22 protein-coding genes are annotated in these 25,280 nt (G+C 45.3%); 13 read left to right on the forward strand and 9 right to left on the reverse strand.

The features are described from left to right. Positions 1 to 55 precede the first annotated feature (55 nt). The gene (locus tag KO533_RS13090) at positions 56 to 799 is read right to left on the reverse strand and encodes a spermidine synthase (protein WP_113939824.1); all 744 of its coding nucleotides are present in this window, start codon (positions 797 to 799) and stop codon (positions 56 to 58) included. 106 nt (positions 800 to 905) lie between these two features. On the opposite strand from KO533_RS13090, the gene KO533_RS13095 reads away from it, so the two are divergent. The 3 genes from KO533_RS13095 to KO533_RS13105 all read left to right on the forward strand — a co-directional run bounded on the left by KO533_RS13095 (position 906) and on the right by KO533_RS13105 (position 2,464). Next, the gene (locus tag KO533_RS13095; RefSeq protein ID WP_106651494.1) at positions 906 to 1,451 is read left to right on the forward strand and encodes a mechanosensitive ion channel family protein; all 546 of its coding nucleotides are present in this window, start codon (positions 906 to 908) and stop codon (positions 1,449 to 1,451) included. Between the two features lie 16 nt (positions 1,452 to 1,467). Continuing rightward, the gene (locus tag KO533_RS13100; protein ID WP_219254544.1) at positions 1,468 to 1,911 is read left to right on the forward strand and encodes a hypothetical protein; all 444 of its coding nucleotides are present in this window, start codon (positions 1,468 to 1,470) and stop codon (positions 1,909 to 1,911) included. A 91-nt stretch (positions 1,912 to 2,002) separates the two neighbouring features. Next, a complete protein-coding gene (locus KO533_RS13105; RefSeq protein WP_219254546.1) occupies positions 2,003 to 2,464 on the forward strand; it encodes a hypothetical protein in 462 nt (153 codons plus the stop codon). A 136-nt stretch (positions 2,465 to 2,600) separates the two neighbouring features. On the opposite strand, the gene KO533_RS13110 is transcribed toward KO533_RS13105, so the two are convergent. The 4 genes from KO533_RS13110 to fccA all read right to left on the reverse strand — a co-directional run bounded on the left by KO533_RS13110 (position 2,601) and on the right by fccA (position 6,787). Further along, positions 2,601 to 2,888 carry a hypothetical protein gene (locus KO533_RS13110; protein WP_173246570.1) on the reverse strand — a complete coding sequence of 96 codons (288 nt, stop codon included), beginning with the start codon at positions 2,886 to 2,888 and terminating at the stop codon, positions 2,601 to 2,603. A gap of 50 nt (positions 2,889 to 2,938) precedes the next feature. After that, the gene (locus KO533_RS13115; RefSeq protein ID WP_131524705.1) at positions 2,939 to 3,676 is read right to left on the reverse strand and encodes a dienelactone hydrolase family protein; all 738 of its coding nucleotides are present in this window, start codon (positions 3,674 to 3,676) and stop codon (positions 2,939 to 2,941) included. Between the two features lie 68 nt (positions 3,677 to 3,744). Next, positions 3,745 to 4,734 (reverse strand): 2-hydroxyacid dehydrogenase, encoded by a 990-nt coding sequence (locus KO533_RS13120; RefSeq protein WP_105250073.1) that lies wholly within the window; start codon positions 4,732 to 4,734, stop codon positions 3,745 to 3,747. A 259-nt stretch (positions 4,735 to 4,993) separates the two neighbouring features. Next, on the reverse strand, positions 4,994 to 6,787 hold the full coding sequence (fccA, locus tag KO533_RS13125; protein ID WP_219254547.1) for a fumarate reductase flavoprotein subunit FccA: 1,794 nt from the start codon (positions 6,785 to 6,787) through the stop codon (positions 4,994 to 4,996). A gap of 498 nt (positions 6,788 to 7,285) precedes the next feature. Between fccA and KO533_RS13130 the strand changes: the two genes are divergently transcribed. Genes KO533_RS13130 through KO533_RS13140 form a run of 3 tightly spaced genes read left to right on the forward strand, consistent with a single transcriptional unit; the run spans position 7,286 to position 8,592 of the window. Continuing rightward, positions 7,286 to 7,696, forward strand: coding sequence for a hypothetical protein (locus KO533_RS13130; RefSeq protein WP_219254549.1), 411 nt, complete (start codon positions 7,286 to 7,288; stop codon positions 7,694 to 7,696). 5 nt (positions 7,697 to 7,701) lie between these two features. Beyond that, the gene (locus KO533_RS13135) at positions 7,702 to 8,271 is read left to right on the forward strand and encodes a methyltransferase domain-containing protein (protein WP_219254551.1); all 570 of its coding nucleotides are present in this window, start codon (positions 7,702 to 7,704) and stop codon (positions 8,269 to 8,271) included. A gap of 30 nt (positions 8,272 to 8,301) precedes the next feature. Beyond that, the gene (locus tag KO533_RS13140) at positions 8,302 to 8,592 is read left to right on the forward strand and encodes a hypothetical protein (RefSeq protein WP_105250069.1); all 291 of its coding nucleotides are present in this window, start codon (positions 8,302 to 8,304) and stop codon (positions 8,590 to 8,592) included. An 83-nt stretch (positions 8,593 to 8,675) separates the two neighbouring features. Here KO533_RS13140 and KO533_RS13145 read toward each other — a convergent pair whose 3' ends face one another. The 3 genes from KO533_RS13145 to KO533_RS13155 all read right to left on the reverse strand — a co-directional run bounded on the left by KO533_RS13145 (position 8,676) and on the right by KO533_RS13155 (position 11,082). Then, positions 8,676 to 8,861 (reverse strand): hypothetical protein, encoded by a 186-nt coding sequence (locus tag KO533_RS13145; RefSeq protein ID WP_028759392.1) that lies wholly within the window; start codon positions 8,859 to 8,861, stop codon positions 8,676 to 8,678. 86 nt (positions 8,862 to 8,947) lie between these two features. After that, positions 8,948 to 10,381 carry a cytochrome C biosynthesis protein gene (locus KO533_RS13150; RefSeq protein WP_219254553.1) on the reverse strand — a complete coding sequence of 478 codons (1,434 nt, stop codon included), beginning with the start codon at positions 10,379 to 10,381 and terminating at the stop codon, positions 8,948 to 8,950. 275 nt (positions 10,382 to 10,656) lie between these two features. Continuing rightward, entirely contained in the window at positions 10,657 to 11,082 is a 426-nt protein-coding gene (locus KO533_RS13155) for an organic hydroperoxide resistance protein (protein WP_131524696.1), read from the reverse strand. A gap of 181 nt (positions 11,083 to 11,263) precedes the next feature. On the opposite strand from KO533_RS13155, the gene ohrR reads away from it, so the two are divergent. The 5 genes from ohrR to KO533_RS13180 all read left to right on the forward strand — a co-directional run bounded on the left by ohrR (position 11,264) and on the right by KO533_RS13180 (position 17,455). Continuing rightward, a complete protein-coding gene (ohrR, locus tag KO533_RS13160) occupies positions 11,264 to 11,719 on the forward strand; it encodes a hydroperoxide resistance transcriptional regulator OhrR (protein WP_251073438.1) in 456 nt (151 codons plus the stop codon). Positions 11,720 to 11,856: 137 nt separating this feature from the next. Beyond that, on the forward strand, positions 11,857 to 13,032 hold the full coding sequence (locus KO533_RS13165) for an FAD-dependent oxidoreductase (RefSeq protein ID WP_219254557.1): 1,176 nt from the start codon (positions 11,857 to 11,859) through the stop codon (positions 13,030 to 13,032). Positions 13,033 to 13,141: 109 nt separating this feature from the next. After that, positions 13,142 to 14,314, forward strand: coding sequence for a 23S rRNA (uracil(747)-C(5))-methyltransferase RlmC (gene rlmC / locus KO533_RS13170; protein ID WP_219254559.1), 1,173 nt, complete (start codon positions 13,142 to 13,144; stop codon positions 14,312 to 14,314). Positions 14,315 to 14,514: 200 nt separating this feature from the next. Next, positions 14,515 to 15,663 carry a chromate efflux transporter gene (gene chrA / locus KO533_RS13175; RefSeq protein ID WP_219254561.1) on the forward strand — a complete coding sequence of 383 codons (1,149 nt, stop codon included), beginning with the start codon at positions 14,515 to 14,517 and terminating at the stop codon, positions 15,661 to 15,663. 127 nt (positions 15,664 to 15,790) lie between these two features. Then, positions 15,791 to 17,455: a methyl-accepting chemotaxis protein gene (locus tag KO533_RS13180; RefSeq protein ID WP_105250062.1), complete on the forward strand. Its 1,665-nt coding sequence runs from the start codon at positions 15,791 to 15,793 to the stop codon at positions 17,453 to 17,455. A gap of 140 nt (positions 17,456 to 17,595) precedes the next feature. Here KO533_RS13180 and fdhF read toward each other — a convergent pair whose 3' ends face one another. Beyond that, the gene (gene fdhF / locus KO533_RS13185) at positions 17,596 to 21,861 is read right to left on the reverse strand and encodes a formate dehydrogenase subunit alpha (protein ID WP_219254563.1); all 4,266 of its coding nucleotides are present in this window, start codon (positions 21,859 to 21,861) and stop codon (positions 17,596 to 17,598) included. A gap of 549 nt (positions 21,862 to 22,410) precedes the next feature. Between fdhF and prfB the strand changes: the two genes are divergently transcribed. Both prfB and lysS read left to right on the forward strand, forming a co-directional pair. Continuing rightward, positions 22,411 to 23,509 (forward strand): peptide chain release factor 2 gene (gene prfB, locus KO533_RS13190; RefSeq protein WP_168824900.1). Its coding sequence is split into 2 segments (ribosomal slippage): positions 22,411 to 22,485 and positions 22,487 to 23,509, totalling 1,098 coding nucleotides; the frame shifts between segments, so codons are not numbered across the junction. 28 nt (positions 23,510 to 23,537) lie between these two features. Further along, positions 23,538 to 25,040: a lysine--tRNA ligase gene (lysS, locus tag KO533_RS13195; protein ID WP_168824901.1), complete on the forward strand. Its 1,503-nt coding sequence runs from the start codon at positions 23,538 to 23,540 to the stop codon at positions 25,038 to 25,040. Positions 25,041 to 25,280: the final 240 nt, after the last annotated feature.

Here is a 25,280-nt window from a genome sequence, read left to right on the forward strand (position 1 = left end):
TATCAAAGCTCAGCCTTAGGGTTAACTAATTTACGCTATTTTGCTGATATTAGTATTAAATCCAAGGCCCAAAGCGTGTCAATGATCGATCAAGGGCAAAACCCAATTGTTGCGATAAAGATTGAGCACTACTTTTAAGGGCCGAGGTGCCTAAAAGCTGTGGCGATTGGCTCGCAAAAATCACCCAATTACCGCCGCCTGTGAGACAAGCGTTCACATGGGCAAAGTGTTGTTGTAAGTCGGCTAACAACTCGCGATTTTGGCTATGCTCTTTCCAGCAGTTCAGCACTAAATACCCATTGGGTTTGATGAGGTTAGTGCACTGCTCAAGGAATATTGGCGAAAGCTGCCCTGTTTCAACGCCTTTGGCTGTATAAATATCGGCAAAAATTACATCCACTTTTTTATGATCGCCAGCAGCTAAAAAAGCAATAGCATCATCATTGATAAGATTGAGCTTTTTACCTATCGGCAACTGAAAATAGCGCTTAGCTAACTCAATCACCGCGGGGCGTAATTCCACCGCTGTTAACTTTATTGCCGCGTCGAAATTGCGCAGTGAGTGAATAATCGAGCCGCCGCCTAAACCTAAAACAATAGCGCTCTTGGGCTTACAAAATAGTAAAACCAACAACATGGCTTGCACATAAGTGTGCTGGGGAATATGGGGCGCCGCCTTGAGGATCTTACTCTGCTCATCGTTATCCCCAAAGGACAGGATCCGTGAGTCGTCGTAATCGATTACACGAATCGGGCCTAGTGCGTCTTGGGTTTCATGTAAGAGGGTCGAATCGGCCATATTGGATTAATTACTCGGTTTAGCTGTTTGGCTTGTTTGCACGGGCTATAACTGCTCGCGCAAAAAAGTTAGAATTCAGACAGTTTTAGTTAATTGAGCCGCTATTATGACAAATCAAATCCTGCTTGCCTGTATTTATCTTGCAGTGTTTATCTTTTTACAGCGCGCCTTAACCCATTGGGTTAGAAAACTCGCGCAAATGAAGCAAGTGAGTGTTGCACGGACCAGTTTAGTGACCCGTTTTATTTCCTATGTGATGTTTTTTATTACTCTGTCCTTGATGGCGGTCTCGCTCGGACTGGGCTATCAGGATGTGTCGCTATTTGTGTCATCTGCCTTTGCGGTGATGGGCGTTGCATTAGTTGCTCAATGGTCGATATTGAGTAATTTAACTGCTGGCGTGCTGATCTTTTTCGTGTTTCCCTACCGTATCGGCGAGCGCATTCGGGTAGTTGATAAGGATGAAGATATTAGCGGCGTGATCATCGAAATCGCTTTATTCCATGTGCTTATTCACCGCGATAACGGTGATACCATCACTTATCCTAATAACCTCATGCTGCAAAAGGCAGTGTTAAAGCTGGCCGATCAAACCCCCTTAGCCGAACGTCAGGCCTTACTCGAAGGCAAAAAGAAGTTTGATCCTGAGTAACAAAGGATATAGATACATGGTCATTGAAGAAGATGTTGGCAAATTGATTGATACTGAACTTTATAGTTCATTATTCGTCTATGCAAAAAAGAATAGTAAAGTAAATGTGAATGAATGTGATCTACCTAAAGTGTTATTAGCCTATGATGCACAAAAAATAAACGCCGCCGAGTTTTCTATTTTAGAGATGGAGAAGATAGTGTCATCGAACATGCCACTATTTACTCGTTTCTTCGATAAAAAAATTGATACTTTTATTGATGCACCAGATGAGCAAGAGAGCAATGATGATGTTATTGCAACACTGCCTTTTTATAAAAATTTCTTGGTGATATACATTATTGAGTTCTGCCTCTTAATTGAAAAGCAAGATGAACTAGAACGTTACCTTAAAAAAATAAGAGTACCAGGCAGCAAAAAATATTCACGAAAATTAAAGGAGATAATGACTGCTTTGTAATTGAGAACAGTCAGAGTTATACGTGTACATAATTGTTAACAAATTTGATATATCTGGCTATGGTTGGCAACTTTAGTTATTTGGAGTTCGCATGTTTGTAAAGTCAATAACCATTTTTCCTTTTGGTGATATTTCAGGAAAAGGTCAATCAAAAATCTGGGAAAGGAAATTAGATATACCTTATTTAGGGGATGGCTTTCTCATACGTATTTGGGGGACAAAAGAGGGACCAACAGTATCCCAATGTGAGGCATTCGATAAACTCATCAATAATGCAGAGCAGATTAGAAAAGATGCAACTGCTAGGATTATTCATTTCCTTACCTCTTCTGACATTGTTCCTACAGATATTGAGCTCTCCTCATCCAATGTTTGGGCATTTTTGTTGCCATGCTTGATCGAAGTTCATGCAAATAATGAATACAGCCTTGGTGTTGGTAAGCTAGGTTCAAATGCCATTACTATTGGATATGATATTTCTTGGGGTAAAGGTTTTCCCCTTTTGCAGATAGGTGTTTTAGATGGCTTTATCGATGAAATATATTCCGAATAGTGATTATCTGCTTTTTACTAGCAGTTTAATATATGAAAGGATGAATCACTAAAACCATAATATTAGTTAAGGTTTTAGTGATTCATTTTATTTTAAAAAGTTAGATCGTTAGGTGTATTTTTGGCAACACTAAATGCTATTTTAACGAGGCGATAAAGGCTTCAGACTTTTGGCGGTAGGATTCTTCAAATGCAATGATAGCAGCTATGATACCAGAGCCCAAAAGCACTTGTAGAGAGGGGATAAGAGTAGCTATGCCCACAGTCGACCAAAAGTTAAGGCTAAATCCACGTGTCATCCAAAACTGACTCGCTAGGCCAATTAATGAAAGCACGACGGCTAATAACGAAACAACGGTTGTTACTCGGGTAATCATTAATAGTAATGCTAAGTTTTTTGAGGATAAATTTTTATAGGGTTTCATTTTTACTCTTTCCTTAAGTATTTAATATTTTTGTATGTTTAATTTATAAACTAGTGAAGCACTCTTTGAAAAAAAGCTACCGCTTGCAGGTACATTTGCAGTGCGAGTGCGGGATCATAGCGTTCGCCTTCATCACGCATAAAGGCGTGTTGGGCGTTGACTTCAAGCCAAGTGAAGTTACGGTTCAGCGCCATTAATTGCTGGTGAATTAGTACTCGGCCTTCCGCAGATACGTGGGGATCTTGCTTGCCGAACACTAACACTAATTCTCCTTGAATATCACCGCTGCGGCTCAGTGAGTCATTACCGTAAGCGCAGGGTAGGGTGTTGGAATGAATGTCGGTTGGATAGAGGCAAAATGCACCTAAAATAGCGGGATTGAGTGCGGCACGGTAGGCTAAGTGGCCGCCGATACACACGCCCATAGAGCCAACTTTGCCATTGCAGTAAGTTTGTTGAGTGGCAAAATCGATCAGTGCTTGGGTATCGCTATCGTGGTGTTCTAGGGGTTTGGCAAATTTATCGGCGTTACCTTTATCTTTACCTGATTCATCATAGGCCAGCACAGTGCCTAAAGGATTCAGTTCATGGAACACTTCGGGTACTAACACCACAAAACCGTGGCCAGCAAGAATAGTGGCGGTGCGGGCGATGGGCGCAGTTTGCTGAAATATCTCGGAATAAAAGATGATACTTGGGAATATTCCCTGTGCTTCTGGGCGATAGATATAGGTGCGCATTAGCCCTGAAGGCGTGGAGATATCCTGAATTTCCTGAGTCACTAACATATTTATATTCCTCTATGAGGCTTCAAACGTTGAAGCCTCACTTTAGCAGTCAGGATTTTATCTGTCAGTTAAAACAATTCGTTACCAGAGAGTTCACCGGCACATAGTGCTTTTATATTGCTCAAGGTCGTTTTGGCAATGGCGCCTAGGGCTTCTTCGGTGAGGAAGGCTTGGTGACCCGTGAAAATCACGTTATGGCAGGCTGATAAACGACGGAATACATCGTCTTGAATAATTTCATTCGATTTGTCTTCGAAGAACAGGCCCTTTTCGTTTTCATATACATCGAGCCCAAGCGAGCCGATTTGTCCCAGTTTTAATGCTTCCATTGCGTCGAAAGCATTGAGTAAACCACCGCGGCTGGTGTTGATCACCATGACACCGGGTTTCATCTTGGCGAAGCTGGCTTGGTTTAGTAAGTGACGGTTATCCGCGGTCAACGGGCAATGCAAGCTGATGATATCGCTGTTGGCATAAATAGAGTCGAGATCTTGATATTCAACATTCAGCGCGATGACAGCCGGATTGATAAAGGGATCGAAGGCAATGACTTTACAGCCAAAACCGAGCAATACCTTGATAGTTGCTACGCCGATTTTACCTGTACCAATCACGCCGACGGTTTTGCCGAACATGTTAAAGCCGACTAAGCCTTCGAGGGAGAAGTTGGCATCGCGGGTGCGTTGGTAAGCTTTGTGGATTTTTCGATTCAGTGTCAACATCAGTGCGACTGTATGTTCGGCCACGGATTCAGGAGAATAAGCTGGTACGTTAACGACTTGCATGCCTAAGCGTTTAGCGGCAACTAAATCGACGTTGTTAAATCCAGCGCAGCGCATGGCGATAATTTTTGTGCCACCCTTAGCGAGTTCGACCAGAACTTCTTCACAGAGTGAATCGTTGACGAAGGCGCAGACAATTTCAAAACCTTCGGCAAGCTTCACTGTTTGCATGCAGAGGCGATAATCGAAGTACTCAATTTGTGCACCAAACGCAGCATTTGTGCGGTTAAAGTGCTGCATGTCGTAATGTTTTGCGCTAAAAAATCCAATTCTCATTTCAGTCACCTAACGGGTTTGCTGATGTCATTATCTGGCAAAGAGTGTAAGTGAGTTAGGGCTTTTTGTCCTTAGCCTTAGAAAATTCCCCGTTAAAAGAGTGAGCTTTATCATCAATTGGGAATAAAAAAAGCGAGCCCCTGACGGCTCGCTTATTGATTGACTGCTTTTACTTGAAGTGTTCAAGCTAGGGCTCTCATATTGAAAGTCGTACTATTATGAGCTGAGGGTTAGTCCTTTAACCCTCCGTTATTGCATTTTACTTTTTGTCTTTAGCGTATTTAGCTGCAGATGCACCCGCGATACGGCCATAAGTAACGATATCGGAAATAGCATTACCACCTAAGCGGTTAGCACCGTGAACGCCACCTGTGACTTCACCTGCTGCATATAAACCATCAATAGGCTTGCCCGTTTTTTCACTCTTCACTTCGGCTTTAGTATCGATCACAACACCACCCATAGTGTGGTGAACTGCTGGCGCGATTTCGAGAGCGTAGAAAGGTGCAACAACTAATTCACGTGGTAAGTCAGGACGTTCAAATTGAGCATCTTTACCTGATTTAACAAAGCCATTATAAGCTTTCACTGTTTTAGCGAGTTCGGCTGCTGGAATATCTAACTGTTTAGCCAGATCTTCAATTGTTTTGCCTTCTTTAACAATTTTCAGGTGCACATAGCCTTCGATAGCTTTTAAGCTCTTACGGATAGAGTCATCGAATACCAAATAAGCACTTTCGCCTTTTTGTTGCAGAATCGCGGCAGACGCTTTGTCACGGGTGGTGATTTCGTTCATAAAGCGGTTACCTTCACGGTTAACCACGATCGCACCGTTACCACGTACCGCTTCGGTGATCATCACGCCACCAGCAGGTGAATAAGTTGGGTGAGCTTGAATAAACTCTAAGTCGCGAGTTGCAGCACCCGCTTGTAATGCCACATCTAAGCCATCACCTGTAGCACCTGGGTGGTTAGTTGCTTTAAAGCCTTTCAGTTTTGGATCGTACTTAGCGACACGGTCATTATTTTTAGCAAAACCACCCGCCGCGATGACGACAGCATCGGCTTTAACTACGTAGTAACCTGTGTATTCACCCTTCACTAATACGCCGGTAATTTTACCGCTTGCATCTTCAAGAATACGTACGACACGGCTGTTTAAGCGAATGTCAGCACCACGTTTCACCGCGTTGTTCCATAGAACTTGTGCTACGTGTGCACCCACACCCGCGCCGCCTGTTGGACGGTGACTACGGTTAACACTTGCGCCACCCATACGACCTACGTCAGTCATATCGGCACCCATAGAGGTTAACCAATCGATAGAGTCTGATGAGTTGTTGGCTAAGGTTTTGACTAATTCAGGATCGTTAATATTGCGACCACCTTTCATGGTGTCGTCGATCATGATTTGTTTCTTGTCTGCGATACCTAGTTTAGCCTGTGGCTTAGTTTCTGCAGCGTTCATACCACCAGCAGCAAGTTTAGTGTTTCCGCCTGGGATAGGTTCTTTTTCAAGCAGGATAACTTTAGCGCCTGCATCACGGGCTGAAACGGCTGCAGCAAGACCTGCACCACCTGAACCTATGATCACGACATCAGTGGTTTCTTTTGCGCCAGCGGCAATGGCTTTATCTTGAGCAGCTTTGTCTGCATCAACAGGCACAAACTTACGTTCCCACTTGCCACCGTAAGGCATATCGAAGCCGAAGCTGTGACAAGCATCGCAATAGGTGACTGATTTTTCATGACCTTTATGGCAGCTAGTACAAGCAATTTCGCCAATTAGGTGAGATTTATGGGGTGATACTTTATCTTTAGGTGCAGCGGCGGCCAGTTCTTTTAAATCACCGTGGCAGCTAACACACTGAGCATTTTCATGGGTAAGGTTATCGTTGGTGACGCCACCTTTGTCTGATACGTGGCAGCTGTCGCAGCTACCCATTTCACCGTGAAAATCGGCTAGCACTTCTGGTGCTGCATAGGCAGTACCTGCCATAGCGCCAGAGATCAGCATGGCTAGTGCTGTTTTTTGAATATTTCTTGTGAACATGATAGTTCCTCCGCCGTACATTCATCTACTTAATAAGGGTTATTCATCGTGGCGTGATATTTATTTTTTACGCAGCTCACGCACTGTTAGAGCATTCTCCATTTGCAAATTTAGCACTATCTAAAGAGGTATATGTGTGTTCAGATCACATAACCTTTGTTACAGCGAAAATAACATATTTAAAATGTGCAATCGGATGGGAAATATTAATGAAGTTGAGGCTAATCACTGCTTCAATACGGTATAACATGCGTGAGTTAACATATTGAATGGATTGATTTTAACTTTATAAAATAAAAATGGCATGAATTATGGCTTTGGTGGTGTGTTTTATCTATTTGTATTTTATAGATATTATAATTTAATCTTGTATATTGAGGAGATGGCTTATTTATTTTTATATATTCTATAAATAATGTTATTTCAAAAGCCTTTATTGTATAAAATTATATTATCATTTTAATTAAATGTTACGCAATTGATTCTTAAGGGGTTGTAATGCACAAACAAGGCATATCAGAAAAACGTTTTTGGTTTCAACGTTTGAGTAAAACCAGTTTAAGGGCATTACATATTTTAGGGATCGTTGGTGTCGGTGGTGGTATTTTATTAGATGTAAATAAAGTGCAATGGTTGAGTTATTGGTATCTCGCGATGACGACGGGCTGCATATTAATGTTGTGGGAAATCGCACGGGATTGGCGCTGGCTGATCCAGCTTAAGGGAGTGTTAACTTTAGTAAAAATAGGCTTGCTTGGCCTGTTTGTGCCGCTGGCTCATTACAAACCTGAGCTGTTAATCGTGATACTTTTTTTGTCAGTTATCGTGTCCCATGGTCCAGCAGGGCTCAGGCATTATTCTATTGTGCATCGTCGGCAAATTGACTCGAAAAAAGAAATTAAGGGCTAATTGATATGTCTGTAACCCATACGTCAACTTTAACGCCTGCTGCGTTAATCACAGAGTTCGCTTGGCCTAATCCATCTGTGTCTAACTTAGACTTGAGTTGCTTCGATGGACTTAAGGTGCTCGATCTCGCTTGCGGTTCTGGGCGTAATGGTTTGTGGTTTTTAGCGCAAGGGGCTGAAGTGACTTTTATCGATCGAGATTTGTCAGCCATGTCACACATTGATCAGGCTAATGCTTACAAATTACAAAGGGATTTAGAAGCAGAGGCAGGACCATTATTGCCGGTTGAAGAGTACGATATTGTCTTAGTATTTAATTATCTGCATCGCCCATTACTGCCACAAATTGCTAAGGCGGTTAAGAGCACAGGCCTTATTGTCTATGAAACCTTTACAATGCAACAGGCGCAGATAGGTAGGCCACGTAACCCTGATTTCCTACTTACTGAAAATGAACTCAAATCAGTGTTTGCTAACTGGCAATCTTTACATTACTTTGAAGGTCGATTATGTGATCCGCAGTCCACTCAAAGCAGTTATAAAGCCCAGTTGATTGCGCGAAAACCTACAACGTAAATTTATTGATTGAGACTCAGAGGTCGTAGGATGTTTCCCTATCCAGAGCAATATCGCATTGCAACGCCGCCGTTGACGACCGCCTTTATGGTGGCGTGGGCTTTATTCAGTCACAGCTTATTTTCCGATGCAAATCCTGTCGCACTCTATCCGTTGTTAGCGCTATTTCCCTTGGTGATTGGATTACACTTATATTTGATTTTGTTAGCAAAAGGAATGGGGCGACTCGATCAGTGTTTCTATGCCTTAGTGCATATCCCACTGGCGTTTGTGGTGTGGACATTCACTATTATGCACGTAAATGGTAACGCTTTTTCTTAAATTCGCCTGACGTTTTAGAGAAAATAACAAAAAAAAGCGCCCTGATAATCAGAGCGCTTTTTTTGATTTTGTATTGCTAACAATTAGGCCGTGGTGTTGATGTTGTGGCCTGCATTGCCTACGGGTTTTGGCGCCGCAGCTGCAATTAAATCTACCGCGATTTTACCTTCGGCTTTTTGCTGCTCTTTTGCTAACTGAGCAACCTTAACGCCAATTGCACCATTTTCTAGATTCGGTGCGATAGCTTGGGTATTCAGTGAAATTGACATAACTAACCTCGATTGTAAGCTGGATCCCTTTATCGGCAAACCCACGGTTAACTTTAGTCGTTACACATGAATTTGCCAATCTGCAATTATTTTGCCTTGGCCGTGAACAGTTTGCGGCCGATGACAATTATTGCTGTAACGCCTAGTGAGCCTAAGATCAATCCGAGTGCTAGGCTCACATTTTGCAGTGCTGTTGGGTCAATAACCAGTGCGATACCCATACCTAACATCATCACGCCTGACATAAGTTTCAGGGTTTGGCCTTCTTTTTCGGTCAACTTACGTTTGCCTAAGGTCGCACTGAAAACGATAACAATAATAGCCAGCGGGATCACATATACAATATTGTATAAAACCAGATACATATAGCGTTCAATGTCTGGCAGATTGTGCATAGATAGCACACTGGTGTAGATCATTGGGAAGCCTGCGGTGCAAAGTAATTCATAGGCGTTGGCGAGGATAGCTAATACAGTAGAACCTATGAGTAACGCGCCTAAGTTACTGGAATTGGATAGTTTTCCCATGCGTTTTATTAGACTCGTACGATTTTCTGCCGACATCGATAGTGTCACTTCTCCCTTAGTAAAGAAGTAATCTTTGATATTGATGACTCCTGCGATCAAAGCTAAACAACCCGCTGCTAAAATGATCATACCGCCATCACTGCCTGCCCCCAGCAGTTGGAAGATGTTTAGCCATGCCGTCATAAACAGGAAATAGATAAAGCCGGAGAAGAATACGAAAATCCCGCCGACGAGTAACATGCGGCTGCGACTCTTGGCATTAACCATTATCGACAGTAAAAATAGCAACACAAAGAAGGCGCAAGGGTTAAAAGCATCGACACCTGCGAGCACTAAGGTGAGTAACGGCAGAGACATAGTCTCAGGTGTCACTACTCCCACTAAAGGTAATTCAACGGGTTGAACTTCTGGCTCTGCAACGGGCTCGCTTAAGCTGGTGGCATCACAGGTGCCTTCGCCAGTATCTGTGCCACAAGTGCCAAAGAGCGGTGCATCTGTTTGAGCGCTTGTGGTTGTGCTGGTGGCTCCTTTGGTGGGGAGGTCAGCGTCGCTCAGTTTACCGCCAAGGGATAAATAACAATTCTTCAGTCGATTGACTAAAAATTCACCCGTTACCGCTTCACTTGAATATCCCACAATGGCCTTTTCACAACTTGCCATATAGGGTACTGAGCGTGCTTCAGTACTGGTTTTGGAGGCAATATTTTGCCAAATATCCTGTACGCCGGGATCTGACACCCTATGGGATTCGAGTTCTATCCAAGGGTATTTTTGCGGTAATGAATTAATGAAGGGATGGGCCTCTGCACAGTGCGGACAGGTTTTTGACCAAAAGAAATACAGCTTAATTTTGAGTTCACCCTGAGCATTCACATAGTGCCACGTTCGATCCGCTGAGCTTGAGGGTGTTGTCTCGGCCCAGCTTGGGATAGAAAAGGCAAAGAGGAATAATAGCGAGCAAAAGAGAGATAATTTCGATAGATATTTTGTCATAGCGCCTCCCACAGAGAGTGGGTTTAAGTATCGTCAAACGGTTCGATTATCTCTTACTCTACTTAAATCAATCATTTTGATTAAATTAGATATTAAGAAGTGTTAGTTAACTCGCGAATAATAATTTTTTGGGAACTGAAACCAGTTTATCTCCCTGTGAAATGGTGTGATGCACACTCACTCTCAGCTTGAGTCGTTATTGGCTAATAAAGAATAAAGCACCCGAGGGTGCTCTATTTCTGACGTTATCAACAGGTGTCGATGATGGGTTATGGTTAGCCTAACGTTACGCCATTTACGCTAAGTTTAACGTCGATATTATTGCGCGTGGCGTTCGAGTACGGACAAACTTGATGTGCATGACGCACTAGGGCTTCTGCGGCTTCTTGCGGTAAATCTAAGCTGACTTCTAAGGCAACCGCTAATGCAAAACCACCGGCGTCATTGGCACCAATCCCAACAACCGCACTGACTGGTGCTTCGGTAATATCCACTTTGCCGATTTTTGCGACGTGCAAAACGGCGTTTGAGAAACAGGCGGCATAACCTGCGGCAAACAGTTGTTCAGGATTCGTGGCGAGACCGCTACCGCCCATGGCTTTTGGATAGGCTAAAGCGACATCCAGTAAACCATCATCAGTGCTGACTTGACCTTGACGACCCGCTTTTGCTGTGGCACGTGTTTCATAAAGTGTTTTCATAGTATTAGACCTTTTAAGATTAAGGATTAAGTAAATTGATTTAAATTGCGCGCAATTCAATTGTGATAAACTATAATTCGATCTTTGGTGTGAATGCAAGTATATTGTGCGCAATATATTTAATTTGTCGGATCTTCCTATGGCAACGCTTCAACCCAATACCCGTATTAATCCTGTTGATATGGCCGAAAATGCCAGCACAGAGAATGCTTTATGTCTTGAGAATCAAGTGTGCTTCTCACTTTATAGTGCTGCAAATGCTATGGTGCGTGCCTATCGGCCTTTGTTGGACAAATTAGATCTAACCTATCCGCAGTACTTAGTCATGCTAGTGCTGTGGGAAGAGCAGGGGATTAGTGTCAAAACCTTAGGCGATAAACTTTTCCTCGATTCAGGCACGTTAACGCCATTGCTGAAGCGGTTAGAATCTAAAGGATTAGTGACTCGTGGTCGTAGCGAGCAGGATGAACGCGTGAGAGTGCTGGCCTTAACGCCAGCGGGGCTTGCCCTCAAAACACAGGCAAGTGAAATTCCCCATTTGATGCGTTGTAAAGTCGGCGGCGAGGCGAGCGAACTAAAAGCCTTAAAGACTATGTGCGATCAAGCACTTAAGCAATTACATGCCAGTATTGATTAAACTCTTATCGTCGAGATTTGATCTAAGATTAACTTATTGACATATTAACGCTTATTAGCGGTTCGACTGAGTGCAATGGGTTGTATGCTTGAAGCTCAGCGGGTCAGTCGTCTATTGAAGGTTAGCGAGAGTAAGTTATGGCCTGTTTCGATGTAGCCATTATTGGCGGTGGGATCAGCGGTGTCGGCATTGCCCAATATGCGGCAGCAGCGGGCTATTCCACCTTGCTGATTGAAAAGGGCGAAATTGGCGGCCAAACCTCAGCGAATTCCAGCAAGCTTATCCACGGTGGTTTACGCTATTTAGAAACCGGACAAATTAATTTAGTCCGTAAGTCATTGCTTGAAAGGCGACATTTACTCAATCTTGCGCCATCACTTGTTAAAGCTGTGCCCTTTTATATTCCCGTGTACGACAACAGTCAGCGCAGTCCTTGGACCATTCGCGCAGGACTGAGTATGTATGCACTGCTGAGTGAATTTGATCCTTTAGGCCAATTTGTGTCAGTACCTGCTGTGCATTGGCATCGTTTCAAGGGATTAAAACTCTCTGGATTAAAAGCCGTATTTCAGTATTGGGATGCGCAGACCGACGATAAATTGCTCACTCAAGCGGTGGCGCGCAGCGCGCAGGCACTGGGCGCTGAAGTCTATGCCGAGGCTGAATTTCTTGAGTTGGAACACAAGCGCGAGACCTGTGAACTGAGTTTTAGCCACAGGGGCGAGGCCCATAGTGCCGAGGCGCGTCTAGTTATCAATGCCGCTGGTCCTTGGGTGAATGAGGTGTTGAGTAAAGTGTTGCCCCCACTTGCGGGTGTTGAACTCGATTGGGTGCAAGGCGCCCATGTGTTACTGGATATTCCTGCGCCCGATGGCATCTTGTACTTAGAGTCATGCTTCGATAAACGGGTAATATTTGTGATGCCTTGGTATGGTCAAACCTTAGTCGGCACCACAGAAACTGAATTAACCTCTTTAGATAAGCCGCCTGAGGCGACCGAGTCTGAAATTAATTATCTGCTTGGTATTTATAAGCATTACTTCCCGCTAACGCCGGAGATTGATGAGCTTAAGGCTTTAATTACCCAAACCTTCTGCGGTATTCGGGTTTTACCTAAGCAAAATAGCCAAGCCTTTGAGCGACCGCGGGATACGTTGATGAAAACATCAATTTCCCATCCGCGAATACTCAGTTTATATGGTGGTAAGTTAACGACGTTTCGCAGTACTTCAGCTGAAGTGCTTGAATGGATTGAAAAGGCCATAGGTAAGCGGCAGTCTATTGCTGATGTTGATAAACTCACCCTATCTTGAGTGCGCCGTGAATTATGCACTTGATGCTGATTTGAATATGCTTCAAGGTGATTTTTACCTGTAAAACCGCTACAGTGTGGCGCTTTTTTACTGATATCTAGGATCTGCCGTGAGTGCTGCTATTGTAAATACCATCAAGCAATGTGGTTATTTTAACCAAGGTCTGTGCCTTTCTTGCCGGCATATACAACAGCCTATGGTGCAGCAAGTGGCGGTTAAGACTCAAACTTTACAGCAACTACTCGCGCCTTTTATCCCAGCTAATTTGCCCGATATTTTTCAGCCGCCGGTAATTGGCGAGGACAGCGGCTTTCGTAATAAAGCTAAAATGGTGGCCTTAGGCGCCGCCCATGCGCCTGTGTTGGGGATTGTGGGCCCAAGTGGCGAGGCGGTAGATCTTTGCGACTGCCTTTTATATCCATCTGATATGCAAGATTTATTACATCGCTTAACACGCTTTGTGCAGCAGGCTGGACTTCCTCCTTATCGGGTAGATAGAGCCAAGGGTGAACTTAAATTTATTCTGCTGACCCGCAGTCAAGTGCGTGGTGAATATCTACTGCGGTTTGTACTGCGGTCCACCAATAGTATCGAACGTATCGAACGTGAATTACCTGCATTATTAGCTGAATATCCGCAAATAAAAGTGGTGTCAGTCAATATCCAACCGGTTCATATGGCAATACTTGAGGGTGATGAAGAGATTTTCTTAACTGAGAATACTAGGCTTGAAGAACGTTTTAATCATGTGCCTTTGTTCATTCGGCCTAAAAGCTTTTTCCAAACTAATCCACACGTTGCGGCTCAGTTATATCAAACTGCCCGTGAATGGGTTGCCGAGTTTTCACCTCATTCGTTATGGGATCTCTTCTGTGGTGTAGGCGGTTTCGGACTGCACTGTGCATCCAATGACATTACCCTCACAGGGATTGAAATTGAAGCTGAAGCGATTGCCTGCGCGCAAATGTCAGCGCAGATGATGGGGCTCGAAAACGTGCAATTTATGGCGCTCGATTCCACCGACTTTGCTAAGGGTAAAAGCGCTGCCGATAAGCCGGATTTGATCATAGTTAATCCGCCGAGGCGCGGTATTGGCGAGGCGCTATGTCAGTCTTTAAGCGAGTTTGCCCCTAAGGCGATTCTCTATTCAAGCTGTAATCCCAAAACCTTAGCGAAAGATCTCGAACATATTCAAGGCTATCACTTAACCAAAGTGCAGCTATTTGATTTATTCCCCCACACGGATCACTTCGAAGTACTAGTCATGTTGGTGAAGGATTAATTTTTTAGCTCATCAATTTATCACTAAGCATTTGTGTTCACTCGCTTTACGACTCTTGAAGTCCGCTCAAACAATCATAAGGACTCTACCATGTAGAGTCTTTGCAATACTTTTATCTGCGCTGCTCGCGTGAAACTTCATCAAAGTGTCTTTTTAGTGGCATAATCTTCAGCACTTTATGCATTGATGGGCGGCGATTTATGCTACAGATTTTCCTACGCTTTTTTACCTTGGGCTTGATGAGTTTTGGCGGACCTGCGGCGCACATTGGTTATTTTCGCCAGACCTTCGTAAATGAACTCGGTTGGCTCGATGATAAGCGTTACGCCAGTCTGGTTGCCTTAAGCCAATTTATGCCGGGGCCAGGGTCGAGCCAAGTGGGCTTCGCCATTGGTTATCAAAGAGGCGGGCTTGTTGGCGCGCTTGCTGCTTTTGCCGGTTTTACACTACCTTCCTTTATTTTGATGTACTTACTGGCGGTAACAACGTCCGCATGGCTCGCCAATCATTATGTTCAAGGGATGATTTATGGGCTTAAGTTAATGGCCGTCGTTGTGGTTGCCGATGCCGTTCTCGCCATGTTTAAACAGTTCTGCCAACGCAAATCCGCACGCCTATTAATGTTAGTCAGTGCCGCGGCAATTTTGATTGCGCCATCGATGTGGACGCAAATCCTGCTGTTACTCGGCGCTGCGACTATCGGCATCTATAAATTGAGTGCGACGCAAGATGACACTGCACCGCTTGCACCGATTCGATTGAATTATATATATTTACTGCTCTTTTTTGTGTTACTCATCGGCAGTTTTTTTATCGTGGATTTAGGCTCTGAAGCTTGGATCTTCGGTGAGTTTTATCGCGTAGGGAGCTTAGTATTTGGTGGTGGTCATGTTGTGCTACCTCTGTTGGAAACTGCGGTGGGTGATACTATAGGTGGCGATCGTTTTCTGACAGGTTATGCCTTTGCCCAAGCAGTGCCAGGACCTATGTTTACCTTTGCGACCTTTTTAGGCGCTGAAGTGATGTTAGATAAGCCCTTCATGGGAGCTTGCATCGCAACCGCAGCCATTTTCTTACCCGGTTTTTTACTCATGCTGGTGGGGTTGAAAAGTTGGCATGCGATTGCCGCAAGACCAAAAATTGCTGGCGCGATAGCGGGAGTGAATGCCTGTGTTGTTGGCTTACTTGCCGCAGCACTTTATCAACCCGTGTTTTCTCAGGCGGTATTCTCAGGTAAAGATATGGCCTTGGTATTGCTCGGTTTTGGTGCATTAAAGTTATTTAAACCACCTATGCTACAACTGGTATTAGGCTTTAGTGTATGTGGTGTGCTGCTTAATATGCTTTGAACTGAGTCGTTATTAATCGAATGTTTATTGAGCAAGATTAAGATTTTGTTACTTTAAGCGCATAGAAATACAACAATCTTAGCTATACTCCGAAGATACAAGTTGTAATCCTTTGGAGCATTCAAGTATGTCTAAGTTGAGTTTGCGCAATAAATTATTATTGCTGTCGCTGTTTCCTTTGATCCTCGCATTATTGGTGTTGATGTCGGTTTCTTATTATGTTGAGCAAGATGCGCTTGCCGATGAGGTGGTTACCTTTAGATCTAAGCTCGTCGGTGAACGTAAACAACAAATCAAAGAAGCTACCGAAATTGCCGCTGGTATAGTGAATTACCAATTATCGTTAAAAGAACAAGGGAATGTGAATCAAGCGCTAAGAGACATACGTTTTGGCAGTGCGGGTTACTTCTTCATGTATGATTCTCAAGGGAAAAATATTTTCCATGCCCTAATACCGAGTTTAGAAGGGCAAAATAAAATGGATATGACAGATCCCCGCGGCACTAAAATTATCGTCGGTCTGCTCGATGCCGCTAAACGTGGCGATGGTAGTTTTTCATATTACTATCAAAAACCTAATACTAATGAACAGATTGAAAAAATCAGTTACGCCATGATGATACCAGGTACTGACTGGATGTTAGGTACTGGGGCATATATCGATGATATTGAAGCTGTTGTAGAAGATTATCGCGAGACAGTGACTGAGCAAATGGCAGAAAAATCCTTCGCGATTTTGCTGATAGCGCTTTTCCTTACGGGTATTACTGGCTTTATCATTATGATTGCCGCCCACCGTATGGTCGTGCCAATCAAGAATATGGCCGATAACTTAAATGATATTGCTAAGGGCGAAGGGGATTTAACCAAGCGACTTACCGTAAAAGGTGAAGACGAAATTGCCCAACTTGGGCGCTCCTTTAACCTCTTTGTCGATAAACTTCAGCATATTATCGGCGATGTCGCGACTGCGACGGCTAAAGTAAAAACGGCAGCCAATGCGATTCATGATCAAACTAAAGTCATGTCGAGCCAGTTGGTGAGTCATAACAATGAAACCGATCAGGTGGTGACTGCAATCACTGAGATGTCCTCCACTGCGAACGAAGTGGCTAAGAATACTACTCAAGTAGCCGAAGCGACTCACGCTGCTACTGGTGATGTGGCAAATGCTCAGCGCTGTGTTGATGCTTCGCTTGAGGAGATTGCGTCTTTAATGTCGCAAATCAACAATGCGGCGGGCAGTATAAAGTCACTCAGCGAGCAATCACAGAAGATCAACAGCGTGCTTTCTGTCATTGGCGGTATTGCCGAGCAAACTAACCTATTGGCATTAAACGCCGCCATCGAAGCGGCCCGTGCTGGTGAACAGGGTCGTGGATTTGCTGTGGTCGCCGATGAGGTGCGTAATTTAGCCAGTCGAACTCAAGCTAGCACGTTGGAAATTAACGAGATGTTATCGGCACTGCATAAGCTAGTGACCCAAGCCGTGAAAGCCATGGAAGAGAGTCAGCAAAGCTGTGTACGTTCGGTGGATTCTTCTCGCACAATTTCCGATAGTTTAGGTTCAGTCACTTCAGCGGTAACGGCTATTAATGATATGAGTACCCAAATTGCGGCCGCGGCGACAGAGCAAAGTTCAGTAACCGAAGAAATTAACCGTAACGTGTATGCCATCCAAGAGATTGTAAACGAGCTGCTTCATTCCAGCGAAGATGCCGCTAGGATCAGTATGACAGTCTCGGAAGAAGGCATTAACTTGGGCAAGTTAGTGGGACAGTTTAAGATTTAGTGGGACAGTTTAAGATTTAATTGCAGCAATCTTGATTAAAAACGGGAGACTTAAAGTCTCCCGTTTTTATTTGGCTTATTTACCTTTTTGAAGAGCACTTAATCCATCTACTTTAGCCAATCCAGCCTAGTTAGTTCATTCTAATCAATTTTCTCGGCAACCCGCTCAACCCTTACTGAGCAGACCTTATATTCTGGGATAAAAGCGACAGGATCGAGCGCATTGATGGTGAGTTTATTCGCCGCCGCTTCAACAAAATGGAAGGGCAGGAATAGTACGCCAGCTTGGGCTCTTTTCGTCACAAAGGCGTCGATTTCAATTTCACCGCGACGGGTAGTGAGTTTGATTTTATCGCCATTGCCTATGCCGAGTTGCTCGGCATCATAGACTGAAATCATTACTTTAGGCGAGCCGAGTAAGTCAAGTCCAGCCGTTTTACGGGTTAAGGTGCCTGTGTGGAACTGTTCCAGTAAACGTCCGGTCGAGAGGGTGAGCGGGTACTCACTGCAGGGCATTTCTGCGGGTAAGCGATAACTCACTGGCGTGAACTTACCTAAGCCGCGGGTGAATTGCCCTTGGTGCATAATGGGAGTACCTGGATGAGCTTCATCTGGGCAAGGCCATTGAATACCTTGGGGAATTTTACCGTCAACTCCAGTGCTTAATCGCTGCCAAGTAATGCCGCGATATTGTGGTATCAGCTCATTGATTTCCTGCCAAATCGCTTCTTCATTAGGGTAATCCCAAGCGGCACCCATCGCATTGGCAATGGCTTGGACAATCTGCCAATCGGGCAGGGCTTCACCTGGCGGTAGCAGGGCCTGTTCGAGTCGCTGCACTCGTCGTTCAGTATTAGTGAAATGACCGCGTTTTTCGACAAAGGCTGCGGCGGGCAGAACCACGTCGGCAAGCTCGGCGGTTTCGGTGAGGAAGATGTCCTGCACCACTAAAAAGTCGATTGCATTAAGCGCCCTAAGCACATGGGCTTGATCTGGGTCGCTTAATACGGGGTTTTCGCCCATTACATATAAAGCCTTGATTTTCCCTTTGGAAATATCATGCATCATATGGGTGGCGGTCACGCCAATTTCTCCCGATAACGGCGTTTGCCAATGTGCCTCGAAACGCATTCTGGCGTGAATGTCGGTGACTTTTTGGTAACCACTGAAGAAGTTAGGCAGTGCGCCCATATCACAGGCACCTTGCACATTACTTTGTCCCCGCAGCGGGTTAATCCCCGCACCTTCAACCCCAATATTGCCGCATAGAAGTTGTAGATTAGATATGGCGGTGACATTGTCGTGTCCCGTCGTGTGCTGGGTAATGCCCATGGCATAGTAGATTGCGGTTTTATCGGCCGTTCCTATGGTTTGGGCGATGCGGGCGATATCTTCGGCTTTAACGCCTGTTATCAAGGCTGCGTTTTCTAGGCTGTAATCTGTTTTTGCCAGTTCAGCATAGAGAGCATCCACGCCTTCGGTGCGTGCGGCAATGTAGCTTTTATCCTGCCAGTCGTTGCGGATAATTTCCGCCATAATCGCATTGAGTAGCATGACGTCTGTGCCGGGTCTGTGGGCGACATAAAGCTGTGCACTGTCGGCAATGGCGACACGTTTAGGGTCTGCTACCATTAGTCTCGCGCCATGCAAAGCCACGGCTTGCTTAATTTTCGAGGCGATGATCGGGTGAGCACTGCTGGTGTCTGAGCCTATGATAAAAATCACATCCGATGCTTGAATGCTCGGAATGTCATTGGTCATTGCACCACTGCCGATACTTTGCTGTAGCCCAGTGACTGTGGATGAATGGCACAGACGGGCGCAATGGTCGATGTTATTGGTGCCGAGTATGCTTCTGACAAATTTTTGCAGGAGGAAGTTTTCTTCATTGGTGGCTTTTGCCGAGGCCAAGCTTGCCAGTGCATTGCTGCCATGTTGCTGTTTTATTTGCTGTAAATGTTCGGCCACATAGGCGATGGCTTCAGGCCAACTACTTGGCGTGAGCTGGCCATTTTTACGAATGAGTGGCGTGGTGAGGCGTTTTTCACTGTGAATAAAATCGAAACCAAACCGGCCTTTCACACACAACATGCCTTGGTTTACCACAGACTCTTTATTGCCCTCGATATGACGGATTTGATTCGTGCTGGTATCGATTTTAAGGTCAAGCCGACAGCCTACGCCGCAATAGGTACAAATCGTTGAGGCGGTTTTGAGTGGCGTTTCATCGCCTTGGCGTTTATCCCGCGCATCGACGAGTGCACCCGTTGGGCAAACCTGCACACAGTTGCCGCATTGCACACATTTGCTGTCGGCCATGCTAGCGCTAAAGCCGACTCTCGGTGCTCGGCGCGTGGCGGTTTCACTTATGTCTTGCGGCAGCGCTTGATAGGAATCATGGGCAAATTGAATCGCACAATGGCCACTCTGCAACTGGCACACATCGACGCACTTACCGCAGCTAATACAACGATTTGCATCAAATTGAATGAACGGACTCGATTTATCGACCGAAAACTTACGCACGCTTTGAGTGCTGAGTGACTTAGGTTCGACATGGTAGTCGGTCGCATAGTCCCTTAATTTACAATCCGTATTGGCTTGGCAGGCGCATTCGAGGCAGCGCGCAGCTTCTTGCATGGCGGCATCGGGAGCAAAGCCTAGCTCGACTTCGCCGTAATTGAGTAAACGTTGCACCGCGTTCAATTCGGGCATGGTTAAACGGGCTTTACGTGCGACAGAGGGGTAGAGCTCGGTAGTTGGCAAGCCTTGTTTTATTGTGTTACCGACTGCTTTTGATGAATTAAATTCAGTGGCATGCAGCTCACAGCTTAGGCCTTGTTTGAGTAATTTATCTATGGCGATGGCGGCTTTATGGCCATCGCCTATGGCGGCGACTGCGGTGGCAGGACCGCGGCGCGCATCCCCCACCACGAAGAGTTTTTCAACCCCTGATGACATAGTGTGCTCGCAGCCAATAAAGGTATTCCAGCGGCTGAGAGCGAGTTCACCATTACTTAAGTGGCTCGCGGGATCTTGCATAAAACTCATATCGGGAGTTTGTGATACTGCGGCTATCACAGTATCAAAATCTTGGGTAAAGGTTTCACCAGTATCAACGGGAGCGCGTCTGCCAGAGGCATCGGCTTCGCCGAGTGCCATCTTAGCGAAGGTGACAGAATGTACTCTACCTTGCGCATCGCTATGGTTTTCAAGCGGATTGGTTAAAAAATGAAACTTCACCCCTTCGACTTCGGCCTCGTGTACCTCGTAAGCTTCGGCGGGCATTTCTGCGCGGGTACGACGGTAAATTAGGGTGACATCACAGCCTTCACGCACCGCTGTGCGGGCGCAATCAATAGCGGTATTGCCACCACCAATGACGGCGACTTTCTTACCTAAAATAAGTGTCTTTTCGAGACAATGATCTTTTAAGTAATCGACACCTAAGTAGCAACCTGCGAGTGTGCTACCTGGATAATCCATTGGCACAGCTTTTTGGGCGCCAATGGCAAGACAAACGGCATCGAAATCTTCAACTAATTGATTTAAATGTATCTCGTGACCGAGACGCGTTTCTGTGTGGATGGTTAACCCGTTATGGCACAAGAGTTCGATTTCTTTATCGAGTATCGCCTTAGGTAAGCGATATTCAGGAATGCCATAGCGCAGCCAGCCACCCGCCTGTGGCATAGATTCGAATATCTCAACGCTATGGCCTTGGTTTGATAAGTAATATCCGGCACTTAACCCTGCTGGACCCGCACCGATAATGGCGACTTTTTTGCCCGTGTCGGCTTGGCGTGGCGGCACATAACTCATGCCCCCATTTTCGCCATCAGCTAAGTCGAGATCGGCGGCGTGGCGTTTTAATTGACGTATGGCAATGGGCTCATCGACCAGCCCGCGGCGACATTGTGTTTCACAAAAAGCAGGGCAGACACGGCCAATGGAGAGTGGCAGCGGCAAAGTTTGTTTAATGACTTTAACGGCTTCAGTATGGTTGCCTTGGGCGATGTGATACAGGTAACTCTGCACATCGACGCCCGCAGGGCATGCTTGTTGGCAGGGGGCTTCGCAATCGGCAAAATGATCGCTCAAGATTTCAGTCAGCGCTTGTTTGCGTTTTTGGCTTAAGAATTCAGACTGAGTTATGACTCGCATGCCGACGGTGGCGGACGTTTCACAGGCGCGTACGCAGCGCAAACTGGCGTCGGAGTTCTCAATCTGGACGACACACAAATTGCAGGCTTGCTTGTCTGCATGTTCGTGAATGCCTAATTGCTGCGAGGCTGCGCTGGGATCACATAAGCTGGGTATTGCTATGCCTGCAGCATGCGCCACTTGCAGTAGGTTATCGGTCGGATTAACCGACAACACTTGGTCATCAATTTGAAGTTCTATCATCCCATGGCCTTTTTATATGTAGGGTGCTTAGCTGCTATAGCGCGGGGCTGCAGGCTTAGGTTGTTTCGAGTATACCTAGACAGCTTTAGAAGACGCTTATGGGCGAGTGAAGTTTGCTGCAAAATTGCAGCTTGAATCACAAACCCGCCCAGACTGTGCGCTGGTGAATGTTTGTTCTAATTTAGTCGTGATGGGGTTGGCGTTATCAGGCCTTTTTAGTTGTGTTTCCTTTGATATTATGGGGATTTTTTAGGCAGGAGATCGCTTGTGTGTCAGCCATTGGCCTCGCGCATAGCACTATCTTGGCTAAATTCTTGGCTAAATTTAAGTAAGATCACAGTCTTAACTCATTGCTTTTTGTTAGTCTCGGCGTTAGTGCTGTGGTCTTTTAGCTTGGAAAATAATCCTTGTTATCCCATTTAATGAACAGTGCACCCCTAGGTTTACCAGTCTGGTTAGGTTAAAATGCGCGGTTGCAAATACTGTTAATCACCGCCCCTTTTAGTGGAAGATCAATTAAAGCGGCCAAATAAAGAAAGTTGAAAACTCATGTTTGAAGTTAATCCAGTAAAATTCAAAATTAAGGAGCTTGCCGAGCGCACGGAGCTTCTTAGGGGGTATCTTTGACTACGATGCCAAAAATGAGCGTCTAGAAGAAGTTACTCGTGAGCTTGAAAGTTCAGAAGTGTGGAACGACCCAGAGCGCGCCCAAGCCTTAGGCAAAGAGCGCGCCAGCCTAGAAGCTGTGGTCAAAACCATAGACGATATGGACTCAGGTCTTGAAGATGTTGAAGGCTTACTCGAGCTGGCTATTGAAGAGGAAGACGAAGATACCTTCAATGAAACCAGTAAAGAGCTGGATTATCTCGAAAGCCGCCTTGCCGATCTTGAATTCCGTCGTATGTTCTCCGGCCCGCAAGATGCGTCAAACTGTTATTTAGACATTCAGTCTGGTAGTGGTGGTACCGAAGCCCAAGATTGGGCCAACATGGTGCTGCGTATGTACCTACGTTGGGGCGAAGCCCATGGCTTTAGCCCTGAGTTGATGGAGGTGACCGATGGTGACGTGGCCGGTATTAAAGGCGCGACCATTAAATTCACTGGCGAATATGCGTTCGGTTGGTTACGTACCGAAACGGGCGTGCACCGTTTAGTGCGTAAGTCGCCATTCGATTCATCGGGTCGTCGTCATACGTCATTCTGCTCTGTGTTCGTTTATCCAGAAATCGATGACGATATCACGATTGATATCAACCCATCGGATCTGCGTATTGACACTTACCGCGCATCGGGCGCGGGTGGTCAGCACGTTAACAAAACGGAATCGGCGATTCGTATTACCCACTTACCGACGAATACCGTCGTGCAGTGCCAGAACGACCGTTCACAGCATAAAAATAAAGATGCTGCGATGAAGCAGCTGAAAGCAAAACTGTTTGAGTTAGAAATGCTCAAGCAAAATGCCGACAAACAGGCCGCAGAAGACGCTAAGTCTGATATCGGCTGGGGCAGTCAAATTCGCTCTTATGTATTAGACGATGCCCGCATTAAAGACTTACGCACAGGCGTTGAAACCCGCAATACTCAAGCGGTACTCGATGGCGATCTGGATAAGTTTATCGAAGCCAGTTTGAAATCTGGGCTGTAATTAATTCAAGGTATAGACGAGAAATAAGATGACTGAACAAGTAATTGATGAGAACAAACTGATCGCCGAGCGCCGTGCCAAGCTAGAAAGCATCCGCCCAAACTGTAGTGCTAATGCCCATCCAAATACCTTCCGTCGCACCCATAAAGCGGCTGAACTGCAAGCACAGTATGGTCAAAGCACTAAAGAAGAACTCGAAGCCTTAGGTTTTAAGACCAGCATCGCTGGCCGCATCATGGCAAAGCGTGGTCCTTTCTTAGTGATCCAAGACGTGTCTGGCCGTATTCAAGCTTACGCTGAAAAAAGCGTACAAGCTGATTTGAAAGAGCGTTTTCAAGGTCTGGATATCGGTGACATCATAGGTGTAACCGGCCAGCTGCATTTGTCTGGCAAAGGCGACTTATACGTCAACATGGAACAGTACGAGCTACTGACCAAGGCGCTGCGTCCATTGCCTGCGGATTATTATGGTCTAGCCGATCAAGAAATGCGCTATCGTCAACGTTACGTGGATCTCATCGTTAACGAAGATTCGCGCAATGCCTTTATCATGCGTTCTAAAGTGGTTTCTGCAATTCGTAACTTCATGATCAAAAAAGAGTTCATGGAAGTTGAAACCCCTATGATGCATGTGATCCCAGGTGGTGCTTCGGCGCGTCCTTTTATCACCCATCACAACGCCTTAGACATGCCAATGTACCTGCGTATCGCGCCAGAATTATATCTGAAGCGTTTAGTGGTGGGTGGTTTTGAGCGTGTGTTCGAAATCAACCGTAACTTCCGTAACGAAGGTCTGTCGCCACGTCATAACCCAGAATTCACTATGATGGAATTCTATATGGCTTATGCAGACTACAAAGATCTGATGGACCTCACCGAAGAAATGCTCAGCTCGATTGCTATCGAACTGCTCGGCAGTGCGCAAATGCCCTACGGCGAGCACACAGTCGATTTCGGCGGCCCATACGCACGTTTAAGCATGTTAGAAGCGATTCAGAAGTACAATCCTGATAACGCCACTATCCAAGCTATGACCTATGAGCAAGTGAAAGATGTTGAATTCATGCGCGATTTGGCGAAAAGCTTAGGTATGAAGATTGAGAAATTCTGGACTTGTGGTCAGCTGCTTGAAGAAATCTTCGGTGAAACTGCTGAATGGCAATTGATGCAACCGACGTTCATCACTGGCTACCCAGCGGATATTTCACCATTGGCACGTCGTAATGATGACAACCATTTCATCACTGACCGTTTCGAATTCTTCATCGGTGGCCGCGAAGTGGCTAACGGCTTTAGCGAGCTGAACGATGCTGAAGATCAAGACAACCGCTTTAAAGCACAGGTTGACGCGAAAGATGCAGGTGACGATGAAGCTATGTTCTACGATGCAGACTATATCACTGCACTGGAACACGGTTTGCCACCAACGGCAGGTCAAGGTATTGGTATCGACCGTTTAGTGATGTTGTTCACTAACACTCATACTATCCGTGACGTGATCCTGTTCCCTGCCATGCGCCCACAGGCGTAATGCAGTCGAACAAGGTATTTCGGTTAGTCATTTTATCGACGATGAATGAGTGGGAATTGGCTAAACAGTAAAAGGTTTACTCATTAGCTGACAATCATAGTGATAAAATGCACCATAAAAACCAGCCATTTGGCTGGTTTTTTGTTTTCTAGAACTTTTTAAAAGGTGTGATTATTAAAGATACAACTGGATAAGCTATGTTGTTACAGCTGAATTTTTATAAAAGCACAAATTAGCTAT

Source organism: Shewanella sp. NKUCC05_KAH (genome assembly GCF_019345585.1).
In the GTDB taxonomy this organism is placed as follows: domain Bacteria; phylum Pseudomonadota; class Gammaproteobacteria; order Enterobacterales; family Shewanellaceae; genus Shewanella; species Shewanella oncorhynchi.